The sequence below is a fragment of the Kitasatospora mediocidica KCTC 9733 genome (assembly GCF_000744225.1).
Classification (GTDB): domain Bacteria; phylum Actinomycetota; class Actinomycetes; order Streptomycetales; family Streptomycetaceae; genus Kitasatospora; species Kitasatospora mediocidica.
On the sequence record NZ_JQLN01000005.1, the window covers coordinates 1,536,700 to 1,553,755 of the forward strand.

Consider the following 17,056-nt stretch of genomic DNA (forward strand, 5'->3'; position numbering starts at 1 on the left):
TGCCTGACGCGATCGAGGGCGTCAACAGGGGTGAGCGGATGCCGCTCAACTTTATTGCGCCCTTATCTCGCTCCGCCTCGACGGGCAGGTGGTGGGGGTGTCGCGGGGGTGTCGGCGGGGCCGGACGGGTGAGGGTGGCCGTACGTGACTGCCGCCATAGCCTCAGCGTCTTCTGAACGGGCGTTAACGCGCGGTAGTGTCCGCCCCGGTTCCTTGATTAAGTTACCGATGAGTAGACTGACGGGTGGGGGGCTTCATGCCCCCGCACACCCCCGGAAGTCCCGCAGGAGACGGAGAGCCGATGCAGCTAGCAGCGATCGTCATCTCGCTGGTCACCACAGTGATCGGCATCGCGCTCGCCACCCGTGCGGGCATGTACATCTACCAAGTGGTGAAGACCGGGCAGCCGGACGCCAGCCGCACCGACAAGCCGGTGCAGCGGGTCAAGACGGTGGCGACCGAGTTCCTCGGCCACACCCGGATGAACCAGTGGGGCGTCGTCGGCGTCGCGCACTGGTTCGTCGCGATCGGCTTCTACACCCTGCTGCTCACCCTGGTCACCGCGTACGGGCAGCTCTTCAACGCCGAGTTCGTGCTGCCGGTGCTGGGCGGCTGGCTGCCGTACGAGCTGTTCACCGAGTTCGTCGGCACCTTCACCACGCTGGGCATCCTGGTCCTGATCGTGATCCGGCTGATGAGCCTGCCCTCGCGCTCCGGCCGCAAGTCGCGCTTCGCCGGCTCGATCGCCTGGCAGGCCTTCTACGTCGAGTACACGATCATCGGCATCGGCATCTGCATCCTGGTCCTGCGCGGCCTGGAGGGCGCGATGGCCGGCGTCGGGTCGTACGAGGCGCGGTACGTGTTCTCGTACCCGCTGGTGCTGGCCTTCAACGGCCTGTCGCACGGCACGCTGGTCAACCTGATCTACATCTTCGCGATGCTGAAGATCACGATCTCCTTCGCCTGGGCGACCACGATCGGGATCAACCCGTCGATGGGCGTGGCCTGGCACCGCTTCCTCGGGTTCTTCAACATCTTCTTCAAGCGCGAGTCGGACGGCTCCGTCGCGCTGGGTGCGCTGCGGCCGATGACCAGTGGCGGCGCGCCGATCGACTTCGAGGACCCGTCCGAGGACGCGGTGTTCGGCGTCTCGCAGGTCGAGCACTTCTCCTGGAAGGGCATCCTCGACTTCTCCACCTGCACCGAGTGCGGGCGTTGCCAGTCGCAGTGCCCGGCCTGGAACACCGGCAAGCCGCTCTCCCCGAAGCTGCTCATCATGAGCCTGCGCGAGCACGCCTTCGCCAAGGCCCCCTACCTGCTGGCGGGTGGCGGCAAGGACGCCGAGGGCAACGAGCTGGCGACCGCCGAGCAGCTGGCGAACGTCCCCGCCGCCGCGCTGGCCGAGGCCGAGCGCCCGCTGGTGGGCACCGCCGAGGAGAACGGCGTCATCGACCCGGACGTCCTGTGGTCCTGCACCAGCTGCGGCGCCTGCGTCGAGCAGTGCCCGGTCGACATCGAGCACATCGACCACATCGTCGACATGCGCCGCTACCAGGTGATGATCGAGTCCTCGTTCCCCACCGAGGCCGGCACCATGCTCAAGAACCTGGAGAACAAGGGCAATCCGTGGGGCATGGCCACCAAGGCCCGGCTCGACTGGGTCAAGGAGCTGAAGAAGGAGACCGGGATCGAGGTCCCGGTGATCGGCGAGGACATCGAGCCCGCCGAGGTCGAGTACCTCTACTGGGTCGGCTGCGCCGGTGCGCTGGAGGACCGCGCGAAGAAGACCACCAAGGCCTTCGCCGAGCTGCTGCACACCGCGGGCGTCAAGTTCGCGATCCTCGGCAAGGAGGAGTCCTGCACGGGTGACTCCGCCCGTCGCCTGGGCAACGAGTTCCTCTTCCAGATGCTCGGCGCGCAGAACGTCGAGTCGCTGAACGCGGCCCTGGAGGACGCCCCGCTCAAGCGGATCGTCGCCACCTGCCCGCACTGCTTCAACACCATCGCCAACGAGTACCCGCAGCTCGGCGGTCACTTCGAGGTGATCCACCACACCCAGCTGCTGCAGCACCTGATCGACGAGGGCCGGCTGGTCCCCGTCAACCCGGTGGAAGGCCTCATCACCTACCACGACCCGTGCTACCTGGGCCGCCACAACAAGGTCTACAGCCCGCCGCGCGAGATCATGGACAAGGTCCCGGGCCTGCGCCAGCAGGAGATGCACCGCCACAAGGAGCGCGGCTTCTGCTGCGGCGCCGGCGGCGCGCGGATGTGGATGGAGGAGCGGATCGGCAAGCGCATCAACACCGAGCGGGTCGACGAGGCGTTGTCGCTCAACCCCGACATCGTCTCCACCGCCTGCCCGTTCTGCCTGGTCATGCTCTCCGACTCGGTCAACGGCAAGAAGAACGAGGGCGCGGCGAAGGAACACCTCAAGGTCGTCGACGTCGCGCAGCTGCTGCTCGACTCGGTGAAGGCGCTTCCCGAGGCGCCCGCCGAGCCCGCGGAGACCGTCGGGGTCTAGTCGCGGGACCCGTCAGGGACCGTCGGGACCGTCGGGACCGTCGGGGTCCCGGCGGGTCCACGAGCCCCAGCGTCCGGCCGGTGACCAGCCGGTGGGCGCTGGGGCTCCGCGCATCCGGGAATGTGCTTGCGCCTTTGGCGCTCACATATGATGCCTGCCCCGGGTGTTATCGCCCGGGGCAGGCTGCTTGCACCGATACGTCACGAACCGCGTGACCGCGGGCCCGCCTGTGCACAGGACCCGTGGCCACCAGCTGTGGCGGCAGGATCAAGCACCGAAGCGACGGACCTGGCACCACTCCACAGGCCGGGCCGCTGACCGGAACGCAAGGGGAGAAAGCACACCATGACCGAAGCGATCATGCTGGTCGGTGGCCAGGGCACACGGCTGCGCCCGCTCACCACCCACACCCCGAAGCCGATGCTGCCGGTCGCCGGCGTGCCGTTCATCGCGCACCAGCTCGCCCGTGCCGCCGCCGCCGGGGTGACCCGCGTGGTGCTGGCCACCTCCTACCTGGCCGAGGTCTTCGAGGAGCACTTCGCCGACGGCTCCCCGTACGGGATCGAACTGGTCTACCTCACCGAGGTCGAGCCGCTCGGCACCGGTGGCGCGATCCGCAACGCCGCCGCCGGGCTGACCTGCGGCCCCGACGAGCCGGTGCTGATCTTCAACGGCGACATCCTCTCCGGCCTGGACATCGCCGGCCTGCGGGACGGCCACGTCGCGGCCGGCGCCGACGTCACGCTGCACCTCACCCGCGTCGAGGACCCGCGCGCCTTCGGCCTGGTCCCGACCGACGAGGACGGCCGGGTGCTGGAGTTCCTGGAGAAGCCGGAGACCCCCGAGCAGATCGTCACCGACCAGATCAACGCGGGCTGCTACGTCTTCACCCGTTCGGTGATCGACCGCATCCCGGCCGGCCGCCCGGTGTCGGTGGAGCGGGAGACCTTCCCCGAGCTGCTGCAGACCGGCGCGCTGGTGCGCGGCGTGGTCGACACCTCGTACTGGCTGGACCTCGGCACGCCGGCCGCGTTCGTGCGCGGCTCGGCCGACCTGGTGCTCGGCAAGGTGGACTCCCCGGCCGTGCCCGGCCCGACCGGCGACGCGCTGCTGCTCGACGGCGCCACCGTGGACCGGGGCGCGGTGCTCAGCTGCGGCACGGTGGTCGCGGCCGGCGCGGTGGTCAGGGCCGGCGCGATCGTCGAGGGCAGCGTGGTGCTGCCGGGCGCGACGATCGGGGCTGACGCCTTCGTGAAGGACTCCATCGTCGGCGCCTACGCCACCATCGGCGCCCGCACCTCGCTGGACGGCGCCGTGATCGGCGACGGGGCGACCGTGGAGGCCGACAACGAGCTGCCGAACGGGATCCGGATCGCCTGCGGCGTCCTGCTGCCGGTCGGCGCGGTGCGCACCACGGCGGGTCCCGGCGGCTGCCCGGCCGGGCAGTCCACGGCGGCGGCGGTGCACGGATCGGTGCTCCAGCAGTAGGCGTTCGGCGCGGTGTGGTCCGTGGGTGGGGTCGGTGCGTCACAGGCGTGCTGCAAAGTCCGCGCATTCCTTGATCGACCGGGCTCCGCATCGCCTTTCCGGGTACCTTCGGAGGGTGGCTGGCAACGGATATGACAACGGGTGGGGCGGCGGCGAGCCGGAGTACCTCGGCGCTCGGCCGCCGTACGACCCGTACCGCGGCGATGGCGCGTACGGCGGCGACAGCCCCGGCCACACCCGGCCGTTCCCGGCCGGCGACCCGGGACACGGGCCGTACGGGCAGCCGGCGCAGCCGCTGGGGTACGGGCCGGAGTCGGGGTACGGGCCGGAGTCGGGTTATGGGCCGGAGTCGAGTTATGGGCCGCCGACCTACCCGGACCCGGGGCACGGGCCGTCGGGGTATCCCGCGACCGAGCCGCAGATCGACTACCCGCCCGGCTACGGCCACGACAACGTCGCCACCTACCGGGCCGGCGGCCGCACCTCCCCGCGCAGCGGCGGCCCGCGGCTGGAGTGGCGGGCGCTGCTGGCCGGCATCTTCCGGTCGCCGTCCAGGACCTTCGACCAGATGCGAGACCACCAGGTCTGGCTGCCGGCCGTCACGATCTCGCTCTGCTACGGCCTGCTGGCCGTCCTCGGTTTCGGCGACACCCACGACGAAGTGGTCAACTCGTCCTTCTCGGTGGCCGCCTGGTCGCTTGCCGGGGCGGCGGTCGGCTTCACGCTGGCCGCGCTGATGCTCGGCGCCGTGACGTACGCGCTGGCCAGGCAGCTCGGCGGCGACGGCCCCTGGCAGTCGACGATCGGGCTGGCGGTGCTGATCGGCTGGACCACCGACGCGCCGCGCCTGCTGCTGGCGCTGGTGCTGCCGTCGGACAATCCGGTGGTGCAGGGCGTGGGGCTGCTGAGCTGGCTGTTCTGCGGCTTCCTGCTGACCAGCATGGTGCGTCGGATCCACGACCTGCCGTGGGGCAAGGCGCTCGGCGCGGCTTCGCTGCAGCTGCTCGCGCTGCTGGTGATGGTCAAGCTGCCGGTCCTCGGCTGACGGGCTGCTCGTCGCCGGTCCGTCCTTTGTTCCTCCCCCTGGTTCTCCTCTTCCCTCCCCCTTTGTCCCCTCGTGCACGGAGCCACCGAATGACCCTCCCCACCACCCTGGTCAGCTTCCCCGCCGGGGCGGTGACCGGCGAGTCGACCGTCCTCGCCGTCCACCCGCTCGCCGACGGCCGGTACGGCGTCGTCACCGCCGCCACCCCCTTCCACCCGCTCGACCACACCTGGCCCGACCAGCCCGCCGACACCGGCACGCTGACCCTGGCCGGCACCGAACTGGCCGTGGTGGACTGCCTGACCGCGGCGGTGGGCCCGGACGGTCCCGAGCTGCTCGTCGGCGCCGACATCCCGGTGCGCCGCGGTGACGAGGCGTGGTCGTGGCTGGTCCTGCACGTGCTGGCCGAGGCGCCCGCCGAGCCCGCCGTCGGCCTGCCCGTCACGCTCGCCGTGGACGTCGAGCGGCGCTCCGCGCTCTGCGCCGCGCACACCGGCTGCCACCTGCTGGCGCTGGCCCTGAACGCCGCGCTCGCGCCGCGCTGGCGCAAGGACCCGGGCCGCGCCGACGCCTTCGGCAACCCCGACTTCGACAGCCTCGCGATGGCCTCGTCGGTGATGGACACCGAGGCCAGCACGGACGTCTACCGGCTCGGCAAGTCGCTGCGCAAGAAGGGCTTCGGGACGGACGCCACCGAGGACCTGCCGTCCCTGGCCGATGCACTCCCCGCGATCACCACGGACGTCAACACGCGGCTCGCCGCCTGGGTCGCGGCCGACGCGCCCGTACGGATCGAGGTCCCCGGCCCAGAGCTGACCGCCCGCCGCCGCTGGCACTGCGAACTCCCGGCCGGCCCCGCCGAGATCGCCTGCGGCGGGACCCACCTGCACCGCCTCGGCCAACTCGCCGACCTGCGCACGGAGTTGACCCTGTCGGAGGACGGCAGCGAGCTCACCGCGGTGACCCGCCCCAAGCGGGTCTGACGCGCCTGACGCCTCTGGGCTCTCTGGGTTCTCCTACGCCGCGCGTCCTCAGACGTCGGAGCGGTGGAAGTTCAGGTACGAACGCGACGCCGTCGGCCCGCGCTGCCCCTGGTAGCGCGAGCCGTAGCGCTCGGAGCCGTACGGGTGCTCGGAGGGCGAGGAGAGCCGGAACAGGCAGAGCTGCCCGATCTTCATCCCCGGGTAGAGCTTGATCGGCAGCGTCGCGACGTTCGACAGCTCCAGCGTGACGTGCCCGCTGAAGCCGGGGTCGATGAACCCCGCCGTCGAGTGCGTCAGCAGCCCGAGTCGGCCGAGGCTGGACTTGCCCTCCAGACGGGAGGCGACGTCGTCGGGGAGGCTGATCACCTCGAACGTCGAGGCCAGCACGAACTCACCCGGGTGCAGGATGAACGCCTCGTCGCCCTCGGGCTCGACCAGCCGAGTGAGGTCGGGCTGCTCCTCGGAGGGGTCGATGTGCGGGTACCGGTGGTTCTCGAACACCCGGAAGAAGCGGTCCAGCCGCACGTCAATGCTGGAGGGCTGGACCATGGAGGGGTCAAAGGGGTCGATGGAAACCCGACCCTTGTCGATCTCGGTTCGGATGTCCTTGTCAGAGAGCAGCACGCTTCGAGGTTACGTGCTGGTGGACGCGTCCTCCCAATCCTGCCCATCCCACGACGCGCGTCGGCGCCCTCCCCGAGGGCGCCGACGGCTCCACACGCCACTCACACCACGCGCTCAGGCGAGCAGTCGCTCCGCATCCAGCCGCAGTGCCCGGGCCAGCTCCGGCGCCGACAGCGCACTCACATCCGCCGGCACGGAACTCCGCAGCCGCCCGCACTTCGGACACCTGATCAACCGCCCGGGTCCGAGTCTCCCCGCCCCGAGGCTCTGCAGCGGCAACGTACCGGTACTGAACAGGTGCCCCTCGGCACAACGAACCACAGTCCGCTGCTCCATCGATCCCCAACTCCACTTCCCCCGCGACGCCGACCCCCGACTGGCCGCCTCCACCGCAGGACAGCGTCACATTAGGGGATCTTCCGGACATCCCCCACGCCGCCTCGCCGCAACACCCGTGCCTCGCCGCAACGGTGCCGGCCTCGCTCGTTGGATGGGGTAGCATGATGCATGATCGAGCAGCTCATGGCGGCTCGTCAGGCGGGCGTAGTTTAATGGTAGAACATGAGCTTCCCAAGCTTATAGCGCGAGTTCGATTCTCGTCGCCCGCTCAGAGGTAAAGCCCCAGGTCAACGACCTGGGGCTTGCTTGTTGTCTGGACCAATTCAGGGTTTGCCGTGCCAGATTCGTGCCAGAAGGGACTGGTGGTCAGTCGGATTCGCACGGCTGGAGGATCTTCGGCGTCGAGACGGGCCGGCATTTCTCAAGTCGGGCGGCAGCGTGTGGCGTATCTCTAGTTCGGTGGTATCTCATAGGAGTTCGACTGAGGAAGCTCCTGGCTAGGCTTCTGCCCCGTGGCCTCTGAACAGCTCGAACCCATGACTCGCGACCGGGCGCTCGCCCTGCTTGCGGCACTCCCGGCAACCATCGGTCCCGCTCTCAGTGACGCCGAGGTCGAGGCCACTGAGGAGCGCTTCGGGTTCCGATTCGCGGTGGATCACCGGCTCTTCCTGCAAGCCGGGCTGCCACTGGGCCGAGGCTGGCCGGACTGGCGCAACGGTGACGCGGGCGAGCTGCGCGGGCGCCTGGACTGGCCGAGGGACGGCGTGCTGTTCGATGTCGCTGTCGCCGACCAGGATCTGAGTCGCGCTCGCGCGAGCGTGCCCTTCTGGTCGTACTTCCTCGGCGGTGAGGAGCTGCGGGAGATCGTTGCGAGCACTCCTCACGACCCCTATGCGGTCACCGCCGAGGAAGCCGTCGACCACCTGCTCATGCTCGCGATCGAACGGCGGATCGGCCGCCACGTGGGAGCGGACACGCTGATCCAGGCCGCCCTGGTCGCGCTCGTCCTCGACATCGACAGCCCCGCCCTCCGCGACCTCGCCGGCCTGCCCCGAAGCGAGGAGTCGCGGGCCCACGAGCTTCTCGCGCAGGTCGTCGAGGAACTCGGCCTCGCGGCGCGGGTCCCCGCCACCGACGCGGAGGCCCGTTGGGCACTGGTGCGCTGGTGGCTGCAGCTCATCGACAACGGCAGCATGAACGCCATTGAGGGCGGCAACCTGATCTCGTACGAGGCATGGGACCAGCTCGACCGCCCCGAAACCCTCCGGCCGTTCGTCGCCTGGACCAGCGAGTACGACGACTGGAAGGACGACTGGGACACGCCCCGCGACGCCTTCAAACAACGGATCATCGACGACGCCCGTGACCTCCTTGCCGGACCCTGGCCGCCGATGGATCTTAGTCAGGGCCCCGACCTGTAGGAATGGCGTATCTCCGGCGTCCCGAAAGAGCTTGGGCCGAGGCCGGCGGTGCAGAGGTTGTTCGCATCGGATAGCCTCAACGAATTGTTACTCATGGTAACTGTCAAGGGCGGCTAGATGGCTCCCGGTCACATGGTCGCGAGTGGGGAATCCCAACGGCCGCTGACACGCTCATCCGCGACCACGTCGCCGAGCCGCTGGGTGAGCGTACCCACAGCCAACCGTGACTCCACCATGGCCCGTCGTCATCCGCGTCGTCGCGCGCCCCGACGAACTCAACTCCCGCGGCATCACGATCGTCTGCTCCCAGCGCGACGCCCGACGCGACTCGCTCCTGCTCAACCTCCGCCACCAGATCTTCGTCCCTACGGCTGCGCGTGGGCCTGGATGAGGCCGTACTTGCCGCTGGTGCGCCATGGCTCCCCCGTGGCGTCCAGTCCGGCGACCATCGGTCCGGTGAGGCCGACGATGACGTCCGACTTCAACGTACGCAGTGCCGCTACTGAGGACGGGAAGTGGCCGACCCTCTCGGCGAACGGGGTTGTGGCGTCCCAGAGCTGGTCCCCGACGAGGCGGCGGTAGTTGAGGTCGCCCTTGAGGATCGTGATCGTGGCGCCGGAGAACTCGGCCCTGAGGTCGGCGGGCATGTCGTGGAATGGCAGTGGCGCGCAGAAGAACTGGTGCGTGCGGACCACGAGCGTGCTGCGGTTCATCGCCTGCCAGAGCCGACGGCCGATCAGGGCCGCCTCCTGCGCGCGTGCGGTGCGAAGGCGTTCGATGGTGGAGAGGACGTCGGCGGTGGTCGCGTCCGACACGTAGTAGGGGGAGGGCTTGACGTACAGGACGACCTCGGCGGCCAACTCGCTAGTGAGGAGGTGGTCGACCAGGACGAGGTCGGGCAGCAGCTCCCGCCCGGCGTTGTCCGCGATGACGCAGACCTTCGGGCTGCTTGCAGCAGCCAGAGTGGACCACAGGAGCGGGCTGTCGTCCGCAATCAGTGCGGAGGGCTGGGCGTCCCCGGCCGAGGCGGTGATTTGGAAGCTGAGGTCCGCCCGGTTGCCCCAGAGCGCTGACGACAGCAGCACCTCAGTGCGCTTCTCGCTAGAAAGGGAGGGCAGGTCGCTGAGAGCCGCCAGCTCAGCGTCGACGGCCGGGCCGGCCAGTTCGGCGTTCTTGAACGGCGCGAACGGGTCGATGCCCTGCCAAGTCCCGGGCCGGAAGTAGCCGGTGGCCTCGAGCAGCCTGCGGTAGAAGTAGCTCTCGGCCCACAGGAACGGCGCCTCGCCCCACGGCCGCTCGAACAGGCCCTCGCCCCACTCCAACCACTGTTCGTGATCGTGGGCGTTCTCGCTCAGCGGTTCCAGCACGCCGCTGGTGCTCTCGGAGAGGAGATCCTCGATCGCTGCCCGCTCGGTCGGCCCGTACGGCAGAGCGTCGAGCACCTGCTGGATAAGCTTCGGGTGGCGCTCGTAGAAGACGCGCCAGGCGAAGGAACCGGGGACACCACTCAAGATCACGGGTGCGGTGCGCATGTTCAGGCTTGTCCTTCTCCTCGTCGGCCGTCGCCGGGCTCCGCTAGCGGTCCGGCGTCGGCTTGGTCAACGGTTTGGCCGCCATGTGACTTGACCAATAATCACCCCTGCCGGCGACAGATGCCGTAGACCACGGGAGAGGCGGCGTCAGTGCCGCGAGCTAATCTGGCGCCCATGGGCTGGGTCGATCGGGTGGCGAAGCTGCGGCAGTGGACGAATAACGAGGTCCGCGCACCGCACAAGCCGCTGTTGCTGCTGTACGCGCTCGGCAGCTTCCAGCAGGACGCCGACAGCGAACTGCGATACAGCGTGGTCGAGGAGGAGCTGAAGCGGCTGCTGGTCGAGTACGGGCCACCGAATCCGACGACGCCCGCATACCCCTTTCACTATCTGGTCAATGACGGAGTGTGGGAGGTCAGGACCGACCATGGGCAAGGAAGCCCGGGGACGGGGATCCGGATTCTCCGGTCCAGTGGCGCCACGGGCAGGCTCGTTCCGGAATTGCGGACAGCGCTCATCAGGGAGCCTTCGCTGCTGGGGCGGCTTGCCAGAGTACTGCTGGACGTCAATTTCCCACCGTCGCTGCACGCTGATCTCTGCGAGGCCGTCGGTCTCGATCTGGAGCTGGCCGAGACCGCGCCCGTGGCTGGCCTGCTGGGCGAATCCGAGACTGCTGTGCGGCGCCAGCGAGATCGCCGGATGCGCGAAGTCGTCCTGACGGCGTACGAGTTCCAGTGCGCTTTCTGCGGCTACGACGGGATGCTCGGTGCGAGCAGCGTTGGTCTGGAGGCCGCTCACGTGCGGTGGTGGTCCTACGACGGGCCGGACGAAGTCGACAACGGCCTGTGCCTGTGCTCGTTGCACCACAAGCTCTTCGACAAGGGCATCCTCGGTCTGGGAGAGGGGCACCGCATTCTGGTCTCGCAGCGCTTTGTCGGCCGCAGCGAGGCGAGCCGGCGGCACGTTCTCGCACTGGCTGGGCGGCCGGTGATAGGTCCGCAGTCCGGCATTCCATCCGTTGCCGAACGGCACCGCGAGTGGCACACCAGGCAGGTTTTTCATGGTGCGCCCCGCATGCCTGCAGAAACGCTGCGCTGACTAGCGCAAGGCTGAAGTGCGTGTCCTGGAAGTGAAGTTTGGCATTAGCGTTGATTTGCTCATCGCACCGACGACGGCTGTGCCAGCGCCCGTCTCCGCCCTCGCCGCTATGGCTGCGGGTATACCGGTATCGGTTCCGAGCCGGGGCAGCATGTGGCGTTCTCGTCGGCGACGGGCTGCAGGCAGCTCTCGCAGTGCCAGTCCGGGGCCGGGGGCTCGGGTTCGGAGGTGGAGACCTTGTTGTCTCGTACCAGGAGTTGCCAGGTGTCCCAGGGCTCCTCGCCCTGTGCGTCGATCGTGCCGTTGAGCAGGTGGTTGAAGGTGAAGTCCGCGAAACCGGGGTTGCTTTGGGTGTGGGCGCCTGGCTTCAGGAAGTGGTCGATCAGGTAGGTCATCCACTCGGGTGAGTCGTAGAACTTCTCGGTGCGGTTCCACTCGATTGCTGAGCCGTCCGCTGTGGGTACCCATCCGCACCAGAGGCCGGGTTGGCCTGCCGGGGGCTTGTCGAAAGTGCGGATGTCGGGGTCATGGCCCTGCCCTGCGTGGCCGGTTCCGTCGACGAAGTAGGGGCCGTTGTCACGGTCCATGCGACGGGTGCCGGCGAACTTCCGGAGGTATGCGATCTCGGCCGGGTTGAGCGGTGGGGTGATGGTGACGTGGCCGGTGAATTCAGTGGTGTAGCCCATGCCGCGGATGGTAGCCACGCACTCGGACACCCGAGCTTGGGTGGGTCGGACCTTGGTGGGGGATAGCGCGCGGAAGGTGAGGAGGGCGCCGAGTGCTGAGAGGGCTGCGAGGGCTGTGCCGAGGGTGTGGAAGGCGGCGGTGAGGCTGTGGGTCAGCTCCTGGCGGTGGGCGCCGGCCAGTTGGCCGTAGACGGCTTGGCCGGCGAGGTGGGTGGCTTCGGGGGTGTCCAGGCCTTGGGCGTGGAGGGAGGAGCTGGTGAGGGTGGTGAGGAGTGCGGCTGCGCCGGCCACGGCGACGGACTCTCCGGTGATGCGCATGGTGTTGAAGATCCCGGCGGCGGCGCCGGCGTTCTGGAGCGGGACCGTGCTGAGCGCGGCGTTGTCCATGACTCCGAAGGCCAGGCCGACGCCCAGGCCGAACGGCAGGAGAGGGCAGGCCAGTTGCAGCCACGAGGCGGCGGGCTGCAGCAGCGGTAGCACGAGCGCGCCCGCTGCGATGAGGAGGGAGGCGCAGGTCAGCACGGCTCGTAGGGAGTAGCGGGCGGCCAGTCGGCCGCTGATCAGTGGCAGTACCAGGACAGGGACCGTCAGCGGCAGGAGGAGCAGCCCGCTGGCGAGGGTGCTGTGTCCGCCGACGCCCTGGAGGTACGACGGCAGGGTGACGAGCAGGACGACGAAGCCGAGCGTCACCGTGAAGGGTTGGCAGATCACGGCGATGAACTCCGGCCGCCGGAACAGCCGTAGATCGAACATCGCGCGTTGCCCGCGTCGCCTCTCGACCTGGATGAAGCCGAGGACCAGGGCGATCGCAGCGGCGAGCAGGCCGAGCGTGGACGGTGCCGTCCAACCGCTCGTGGCACCTTGCACGAACACGAAGGACAGGCAGGCCAGGCCGGCCGTGAAGGTGGCCGCGCCGAGGAGATCGAAGCTCTCCGAGCTCGGGCTGAGCGACTCCGGGGCCCGGCGGGTGCACAGGGCGACGGGCAGGCTCAAGGACGCGATGGCCAGGAAGACCGCGCGCCAGCCACCGGCCTCGACCAGGGCTCCGGCCGTGAGCGGGCCGACCGCGAGGCCGGCACCGAAGGCTGCTCCCAGCAGCCCGAAGGCGAGTTGCCGTCGGCGACCGGTAGTGGCGTTGGCCAGGACCGCGGCCCCGGAGGCGAGCACCGCTGCGGCTCCGCAGCCCTGGATCACGCGAGCCGTGTCGACCCACCCGATGGACGGCGCGAGTGCCTCCAGCAGGGAGGTCAGCCCGACCAGAGTGATGCCGAGCAGGAGGACCCGTCGGCGGCCGTAGCGGTCGGCGAGGCTTCCGGCTGCCAGCGGCAGCGCTGCGAAGGGCACGTTGAAGCCGTTCTGCACCCACTGGGCCGCACCGATGGAGGCGTGCAGGTCAGCGACCATCCGCGGCAGCGCCACCGCGGTGCCGGTCACTGAGAACGGCAGCATCGCGCTGGCTGCGGCGACCGCGATGACAGTGGGCCAGAAGGAAGGGGCTGCTCTGGTGGAGGACATGCCCCGATACTTCGGGCTGAACTCCTGGGCAGGAACGGAACCCTGTTCCCTGGGAATGACAGGGCCACCCTGGCAGGGGCCCGTTCGGGTCACACTGGATTCCATGGTCGAGAGCCGATTGATCGATGACAGCCTGGGCAGCTACCTGCGGACCCGGCGGTCCCAGCTGACGCCCCAGGACGCTGCTCTGCCCTCGCCGGCGACGGGCCGACGCAGGGTTCCGGGCCTGCGACGGGAGGAGGTTGCCGAACTCGTCGGCGTCAGTATCGATTACTACGTGCGGCTTGAGCAGGGCCGGGCGGACCGTCCCTCCGACGCCGTCCTGGAGGCGCTCAGCCGGGCGTTGCGGCTGGGCCCAGCTGAGCGCACGCACCTCTTCGACCTGGCCCGGCGGGGCCGTCCGCACCGAGCCGAACGTCCTGAGGTCCTGCGACCGGGACTGACCCGCGTGGTCGACGCCTTCACCACGACGCCGGCGATGGTGATGAACGCTTATACCGACGTCCTCGCCTGGAACCCGCTGGCCGCCGCGCTCATCTGCGACTTCGCAGGACTGACGGCGCAGGAACGGAACATGGCCCGCTTGATCTTCCTGGATCCCGCCAGCCGCGAGGTCCACGTCGACTGGGACCGGGCGGCCCATGACACGGTGGGAATCCTGCGGATGGCGGCCGGCCGGCAGCCCCACCAACCGGCACTCGTCCGGCTCGTCGGCGAACTCTCGCTGGGCAGCGAGACCTTCCGCAGGATGTGGGCCACCCACCACGTCCACGAGAAGACCCACGGGCCGAAGGCCTTCCGCCACCCGCTCGCCGGCGAACTGGCGCTGCAGTACGAGAGTTTCCACGTCCCCGGGCGCGCCCGCCACACGCTCGTTGTCTACACCGCCCCTGCCGGCAGCCCGGCCGCCGAGGCGCTCAACTTCCTCGGGAGCATGCTGCCGCATCCGCCGGGCTGAGCTGGGCGGCAGAGATCCGATATGGCGCGGTGTCAGGTGTGTGGGGCGACCATATGCTGGGCAGTCAAGATCCGTCGTGGGTCGGGACTGTGTCGGGTCGGGTGGGTGGAGGAAGCCTTGAGCGTGTGCGTCATAGGCGCGGGTCTGTCGGGGTTGGCAGCCGGCTATGCGCTCAGGGGGCGGGGGATCGAGTTCGTCTGTCTGGAGCGGGCGGCGGATGTCGGGGGGATCTGGCGGATGCCGGGGGCGGGGGAGGCGGGGCCGGCGTATCGGGCTTTGCATCTGAACAGTGCCAAGCAGTTGACGGGGTATGCGGATTTCCCGATGGCGGCGGAGTTGCCGCTGTACCCGCGGCACAGTGATGTCGCCGCCTATCTGCGGTCCTTCGCCGAGTGGGCCGGGTTGTTGCCCCATATCGAGTTGGGCACCGAGGTGGTCTCCGTTCGGCAGGGGGCTGACGGGGTGTGGAGCGTGACCAGCCGGGATGCCCAAGGGGGTGAGGCGGTACGGCGGTTCGACCAGGTGATCGTTGCTTCCGGGCATCATTCGGAGCCGGCGCTGCCCGATCCGCTGCCGCCGGGGGCCGGGTCCTTCGGGGGGAGGATTCTGCATTCGATGGACTACCTGGACGGCGCGGAGTTCGCCGGGCAGCGGGTGGTCGTGGTGGGGCTCGGGGCGTCGGGGGTGGACATCGCCGCGGATCTGTCGCGGCATGCCGAGCGGACGGTGATCTCGGTTCGGCGGGGGCTGCACATCGTGCCGAAGCAGCTGTACGGGATGTCGGTGGACCTGATCGCGGAGGCTTCGTGGTTCACCGAGAAGCCCTTCGAGGAGCAGCGGCGGTTCGTCGAGGAGGCGCTGTTGGTGGCGCGTGGCAGGTTGTCGGACTACGGGTTGCCGGAGCCCGATCATCCGATCTTCTCCTCGGCGGTGACCATCTCGGACGAGATCCTCAGCCGGATACGGCACGGCGCGGTGGTCCCCAAGCCCGCGGTCGCCGCGCTGGACGGTGACCGGGTCTGCTTCGCCGACGGGACCTCGGTGGAGGCGGACGCGATCGTGTACTGCACCGGTTTCCGGATGGCCTTCCCGTTCCTGCCCGCCGGATCTCCGACGGCAGGTCCGCAGGGGCCGGTCGAGCTGTACCGGCGTATCGTCGCACCGGATCGGCCCGGCCTGCTCTTCCTGGGGCTGATCCGACCGGTGGGCTCGATCACGCGCCTGGTGGAGGCGCAGGCGCGGTGGGTGGCGCGGATCGTCGACGGGGAGGTCGCGCTGCCGGGTGCGGACGTCATGCGCAAGGAGATCGACGGGTATCTGGGCGGCATCGCGACGCGCTACGGACTGAGCGCGGGCACCTCGGTGCAGGTCGACGTCGGTTCGTACCTGCGCGAGCTGCGGGAGGCGTAGCTGCGGGAGGCGTAGGGGCTGCCGGGGGCGTAGGGCGCGTCGGCAGCAGGTCCGCGGGAGTTGCGTGGGAGGTGTCGCGGACCTGCTGCCCCGGGTTTCAGCGGACGGCTGCGGCCTGGGCCGACAGCAGGGCCGGTGGCCGCACCGCGTAGGCCTCCGAGGAGATGTAGACGGTCACCCGCGGCGGGCGGCCCTGCTGGTGGGCGAGGGCAAGGTAAGCGATGAGTCCCACACCGTCCTCCAGCCGCCGCGAGGTGGCGGCGGCCAGCGAGTCGAGCAGCTGGGCCGAGTCGACGCCGTAGCGGCGCAGCAGGACCAGCGCGCGGTCGAGGGCCTCTCCGTCGTGCCGGACGTAGTCGCGCACCGGGACGTAGAGGGTGAAGCCGCCCGGCAGGCCGGTCGCCGTTTCGGTGAAGGCGTGGCAGGCCTGGACGGGCCGGCGCTCCAGCAGGGTGTCCTCGCCGTCGTCGATCCCGGCGGCGGTGCGGAAGAACGCCTCGATCTCGGCGGGGGCGGGGCCGTCCTTCATCCGGGACAGGCTCCCCGCCGCCGCGGCCGACAGGTCGTGGTGCGCGGTGTAAACCTTCACCCGGGGGTCGTCCCAGTCGCCCAGGTCCAGGGCGAAGAACAGGAGGCGGTCGGCGTCCGGCAGCGTCGTGAACGCCTGTCGGTGGCCGAGCCGGCGCAGTGCCTCGCGGACGGTCTCGGCGGCGCGCGCTGCTCCGGAGGCCGCGGGGTTCAGGTAGACCTTGACCCGGGGGACGCCACCGGGACGCAGCTCCAGCGCGCACCAGAGGGCCAGCGGGCCGTGCGGGGACAGCGGGAAGAAGAGGTCCTCCAGCTCGTCCAGCCGGTCGGTGGCGACGTCCCAGCGCCGGGCGAGTGCGCGGACGGCCCGCAGTCCGCTGCGGCCGCTCTGTGCCAGGCTGCCGACGCCGCTGCCCGGTTCCAGCAGGACCCGCAGGGTCGGGGTCGTGCCGGGGACGAAGGAGAGCGAGAACTCCACCGGCGTGTGGTCGTCGGAGAGGAAGGAGCGGCTGCGGGCCGGCAGGGCCAGCGGCCGTTCGGCGACGGGTCCCAGCGCCGTGCGCAGGGTCTGCGCGTAGCCGGCGGCGTCGGCGGCGCCGAGGCCCGCGACCTCGCACAGCCGTAGCAGCTGGCGGGTGGTGTGACCGCCGAGCGTGTCGAGGGCGGCAGGGGCGAGGGCAGGGGATCTGTGCGGGAGGTCGATCACCGGCCTGCCTGCCCGTGACCGCAGGACACCGTCCGGTGCCCGCCTGGCGGGTCGGGTATCGGAGGGTGTCCTGCGGCGGGGTGCTGGATGAAGTCGGCATCGGTGGAAACGTGCTCCATGACGCCCTCCTGTCCTGATCAACAACGGGGGAACTATCGCGCTGCTGAATACCCCTGATGGTGAGTCATCATGCACAGGT

At 69.7% G+C, this 17,056-nt stretch carries 12 protein-coding genes, 1 tRNA gene and 1 pseudogene; 9 read left to right on the forward strand and 5 right to left on the reverse strand.

The annotated features are described in order from the left end of the window. Positions 1-301: 301 nt before the first annotated feature. From BS80_RS20800 to BS80_RS20815, 4 genes and pseudogenes are all read left to right on the forward strand, one after another. A complete protein-coding gene (locus tag BS80_RS20800; protein ID WP_035799542.1) occupies positions 302-2,524 on the forward strand; it encodes a (Fe-S)-binding protein in 2,223 nt (740 codons plus the stop codon). Positions 2,525-2,869: 345 nt separating this feature from the next. Next, positions 2,870-3,934, forward strand: a pseudogene (manB, locus tag BS80_RS20805) (mannose-1-phosphate guanylyltransferase); the annotation flags it as partial. Between the two features lie 193 nt (positions 3,935-4,127). Further along, positions 4,128-5,057 (forward strand): Yip1 family protein, encoded by a 930-nt coding sequence (locus tag BS80_RS20810; protein WP_051966844.1) that lies wholly within the window; start codon positions 4,128-4,130, stop codon positions 5,055-5,057. An 89-nt stretch (positions 5,058-5,146) separates the two neighbouring features. Then, entirely contained in the window at positions 5,147-6,040 is an 894-nt protein-coding gene (locus tag BS80_RS20815) for an alanyl-tRNA editing protein (protein WP_035799545.1), read from the forward strand. Between the two features lie 48 nt (positions 6,041-6,088). Here BS80_RS20815 and dcd read toward each other — a convergent pair whose 3' ends face one another. Together dcd and BS80_RS42930 are read right to left on the reverse strand one after the other, a co-directional pair. Further along, a complete protein-coding gene (gene dcd / locus BS80_RS20820; RefSeq protein ID WP_035799548.1) occupies positions 6,089-6,664 on the reverse strand; it encodes a dCTP deaminase in 576 nt (191 codons plus the stop codon). Between the two features lie 114 nt (positions 6,665-6,778). Further along, entirely contained in the window at positions 6,779-7,000 is a 222-nt protein-coding gene (locus BS80_RS42930) for a hypothetical protein (RefSeq protein WP_035799550.1), read from the reverse strand. Positions 7,001-7,201: 201 nt separating this feature from the next. Here BS80_RS42930 and BS80_RS20830 point away from each other — a divergent pair. Next, positions 7,202-7,272: transfer RNA gene (locus BS80_RS20830), tRNA-Gly, on the forward strand. A gap of 267 nt (positions 7,273-7,539) precedes the next feature. Then, positions 7,540-8,424, forward strand: a complete 885-nt coding sequence (locus BS80_RS39510; protein ID WP_083975324.1) for a hypothetical protein — start codon at positions 7,540-7,542, stop codon at positions 8,422-8,424. A gap of 365 nt (positions 8,425-8,789) precedes the next feature. On the opposite strand, the gene BS80_RS20840 is transcribed toward BS80_RS39510, so the two are convergent. Continuing rightward, entirely contained in the window at positions 8,790-9,956 is a 1,167-nt protein-coding gene (locus BS80_RS20840) for a damage-control phosphatase ARMT1 family protein (protein WP_083974984.1), read from the reverse strand. Positions 9,957-10,130: 174 nt separating this feature from the next. Between BS80_RS20840 and BS80_RS20845 the strand changes: the two genes are divergently transcribed. After that, complete coding sequence (locus tag BS80_RS20845; protein ID WP_035799556.1) at positions 10,131-11,054, forward strand: phosphorothioated DNA-binding restriction endonuclease; 924 nt, start codon at positions 10,131-10,133, stop codon at positions 11,052-11,054. Between the two features lie 107 nt (positions 11,055-11,161). Here the strand turns inward: BS80_RS20845 and BS80_RS20850 are convergent, their stop codons facing one another. Beyond that, positions 11,162-13,255 (reverse strand): MFS transporter, encoded by a 2,094-nt coding sequence (locus BS80_RS20850; RefSeq protein WP_063772022.1) that lies wholly within the window; start codon positions 13,253-13,255, stop codon positions 11,162-11,164. 103 nt (positions 13,256-13,358) lie between these two features. Here BS80_RS20850 and BS80_RS20855 point away from each other — a divergent pair, with 103 nt between their 5' ends. Continuing rightward, complete coding sequence (locus BS80_RS20855; RefSeq protein ID WP_035799563.1) at positions 13,359-14,213, forward strand: helix-turn-helix transcriptional regulator; 855 nt, start codon at positions 13,359-13,361, stop codon at positions 14,211-14,213. Between the two features lie 117 nt (positions 14,214-14,330). Further along, positions 14,331-15,623 (forward strand): flavin-containing monooxygenase, encoded by a 1,293-nt coding sequence (locus BS80_RS20860; protein WP_035799566.1) that lies wholly within the window; start codon positions 14,331-14,333, stop codon positions 15,621-15,623. Between the two features lie 97 nt (positions 15,624-15,720). On the opposite strand, the gene BS80_RS20865 is transcribed toward BS80_RS20860, so the two are convergent. Further along, complete coding sequence (locus BS80_RS20865) at positions 15,721-16,857, reverse strand: tryptophan dimethylallyltransferase family protein (RefSeq protein ID WP_232246546.1); 1,137 nt, start codon at positions 16,855-16,857, stop codon at positions 15,721-15,723. Positions 16,858-17,056: the final 199 nt, after the last annotated feature.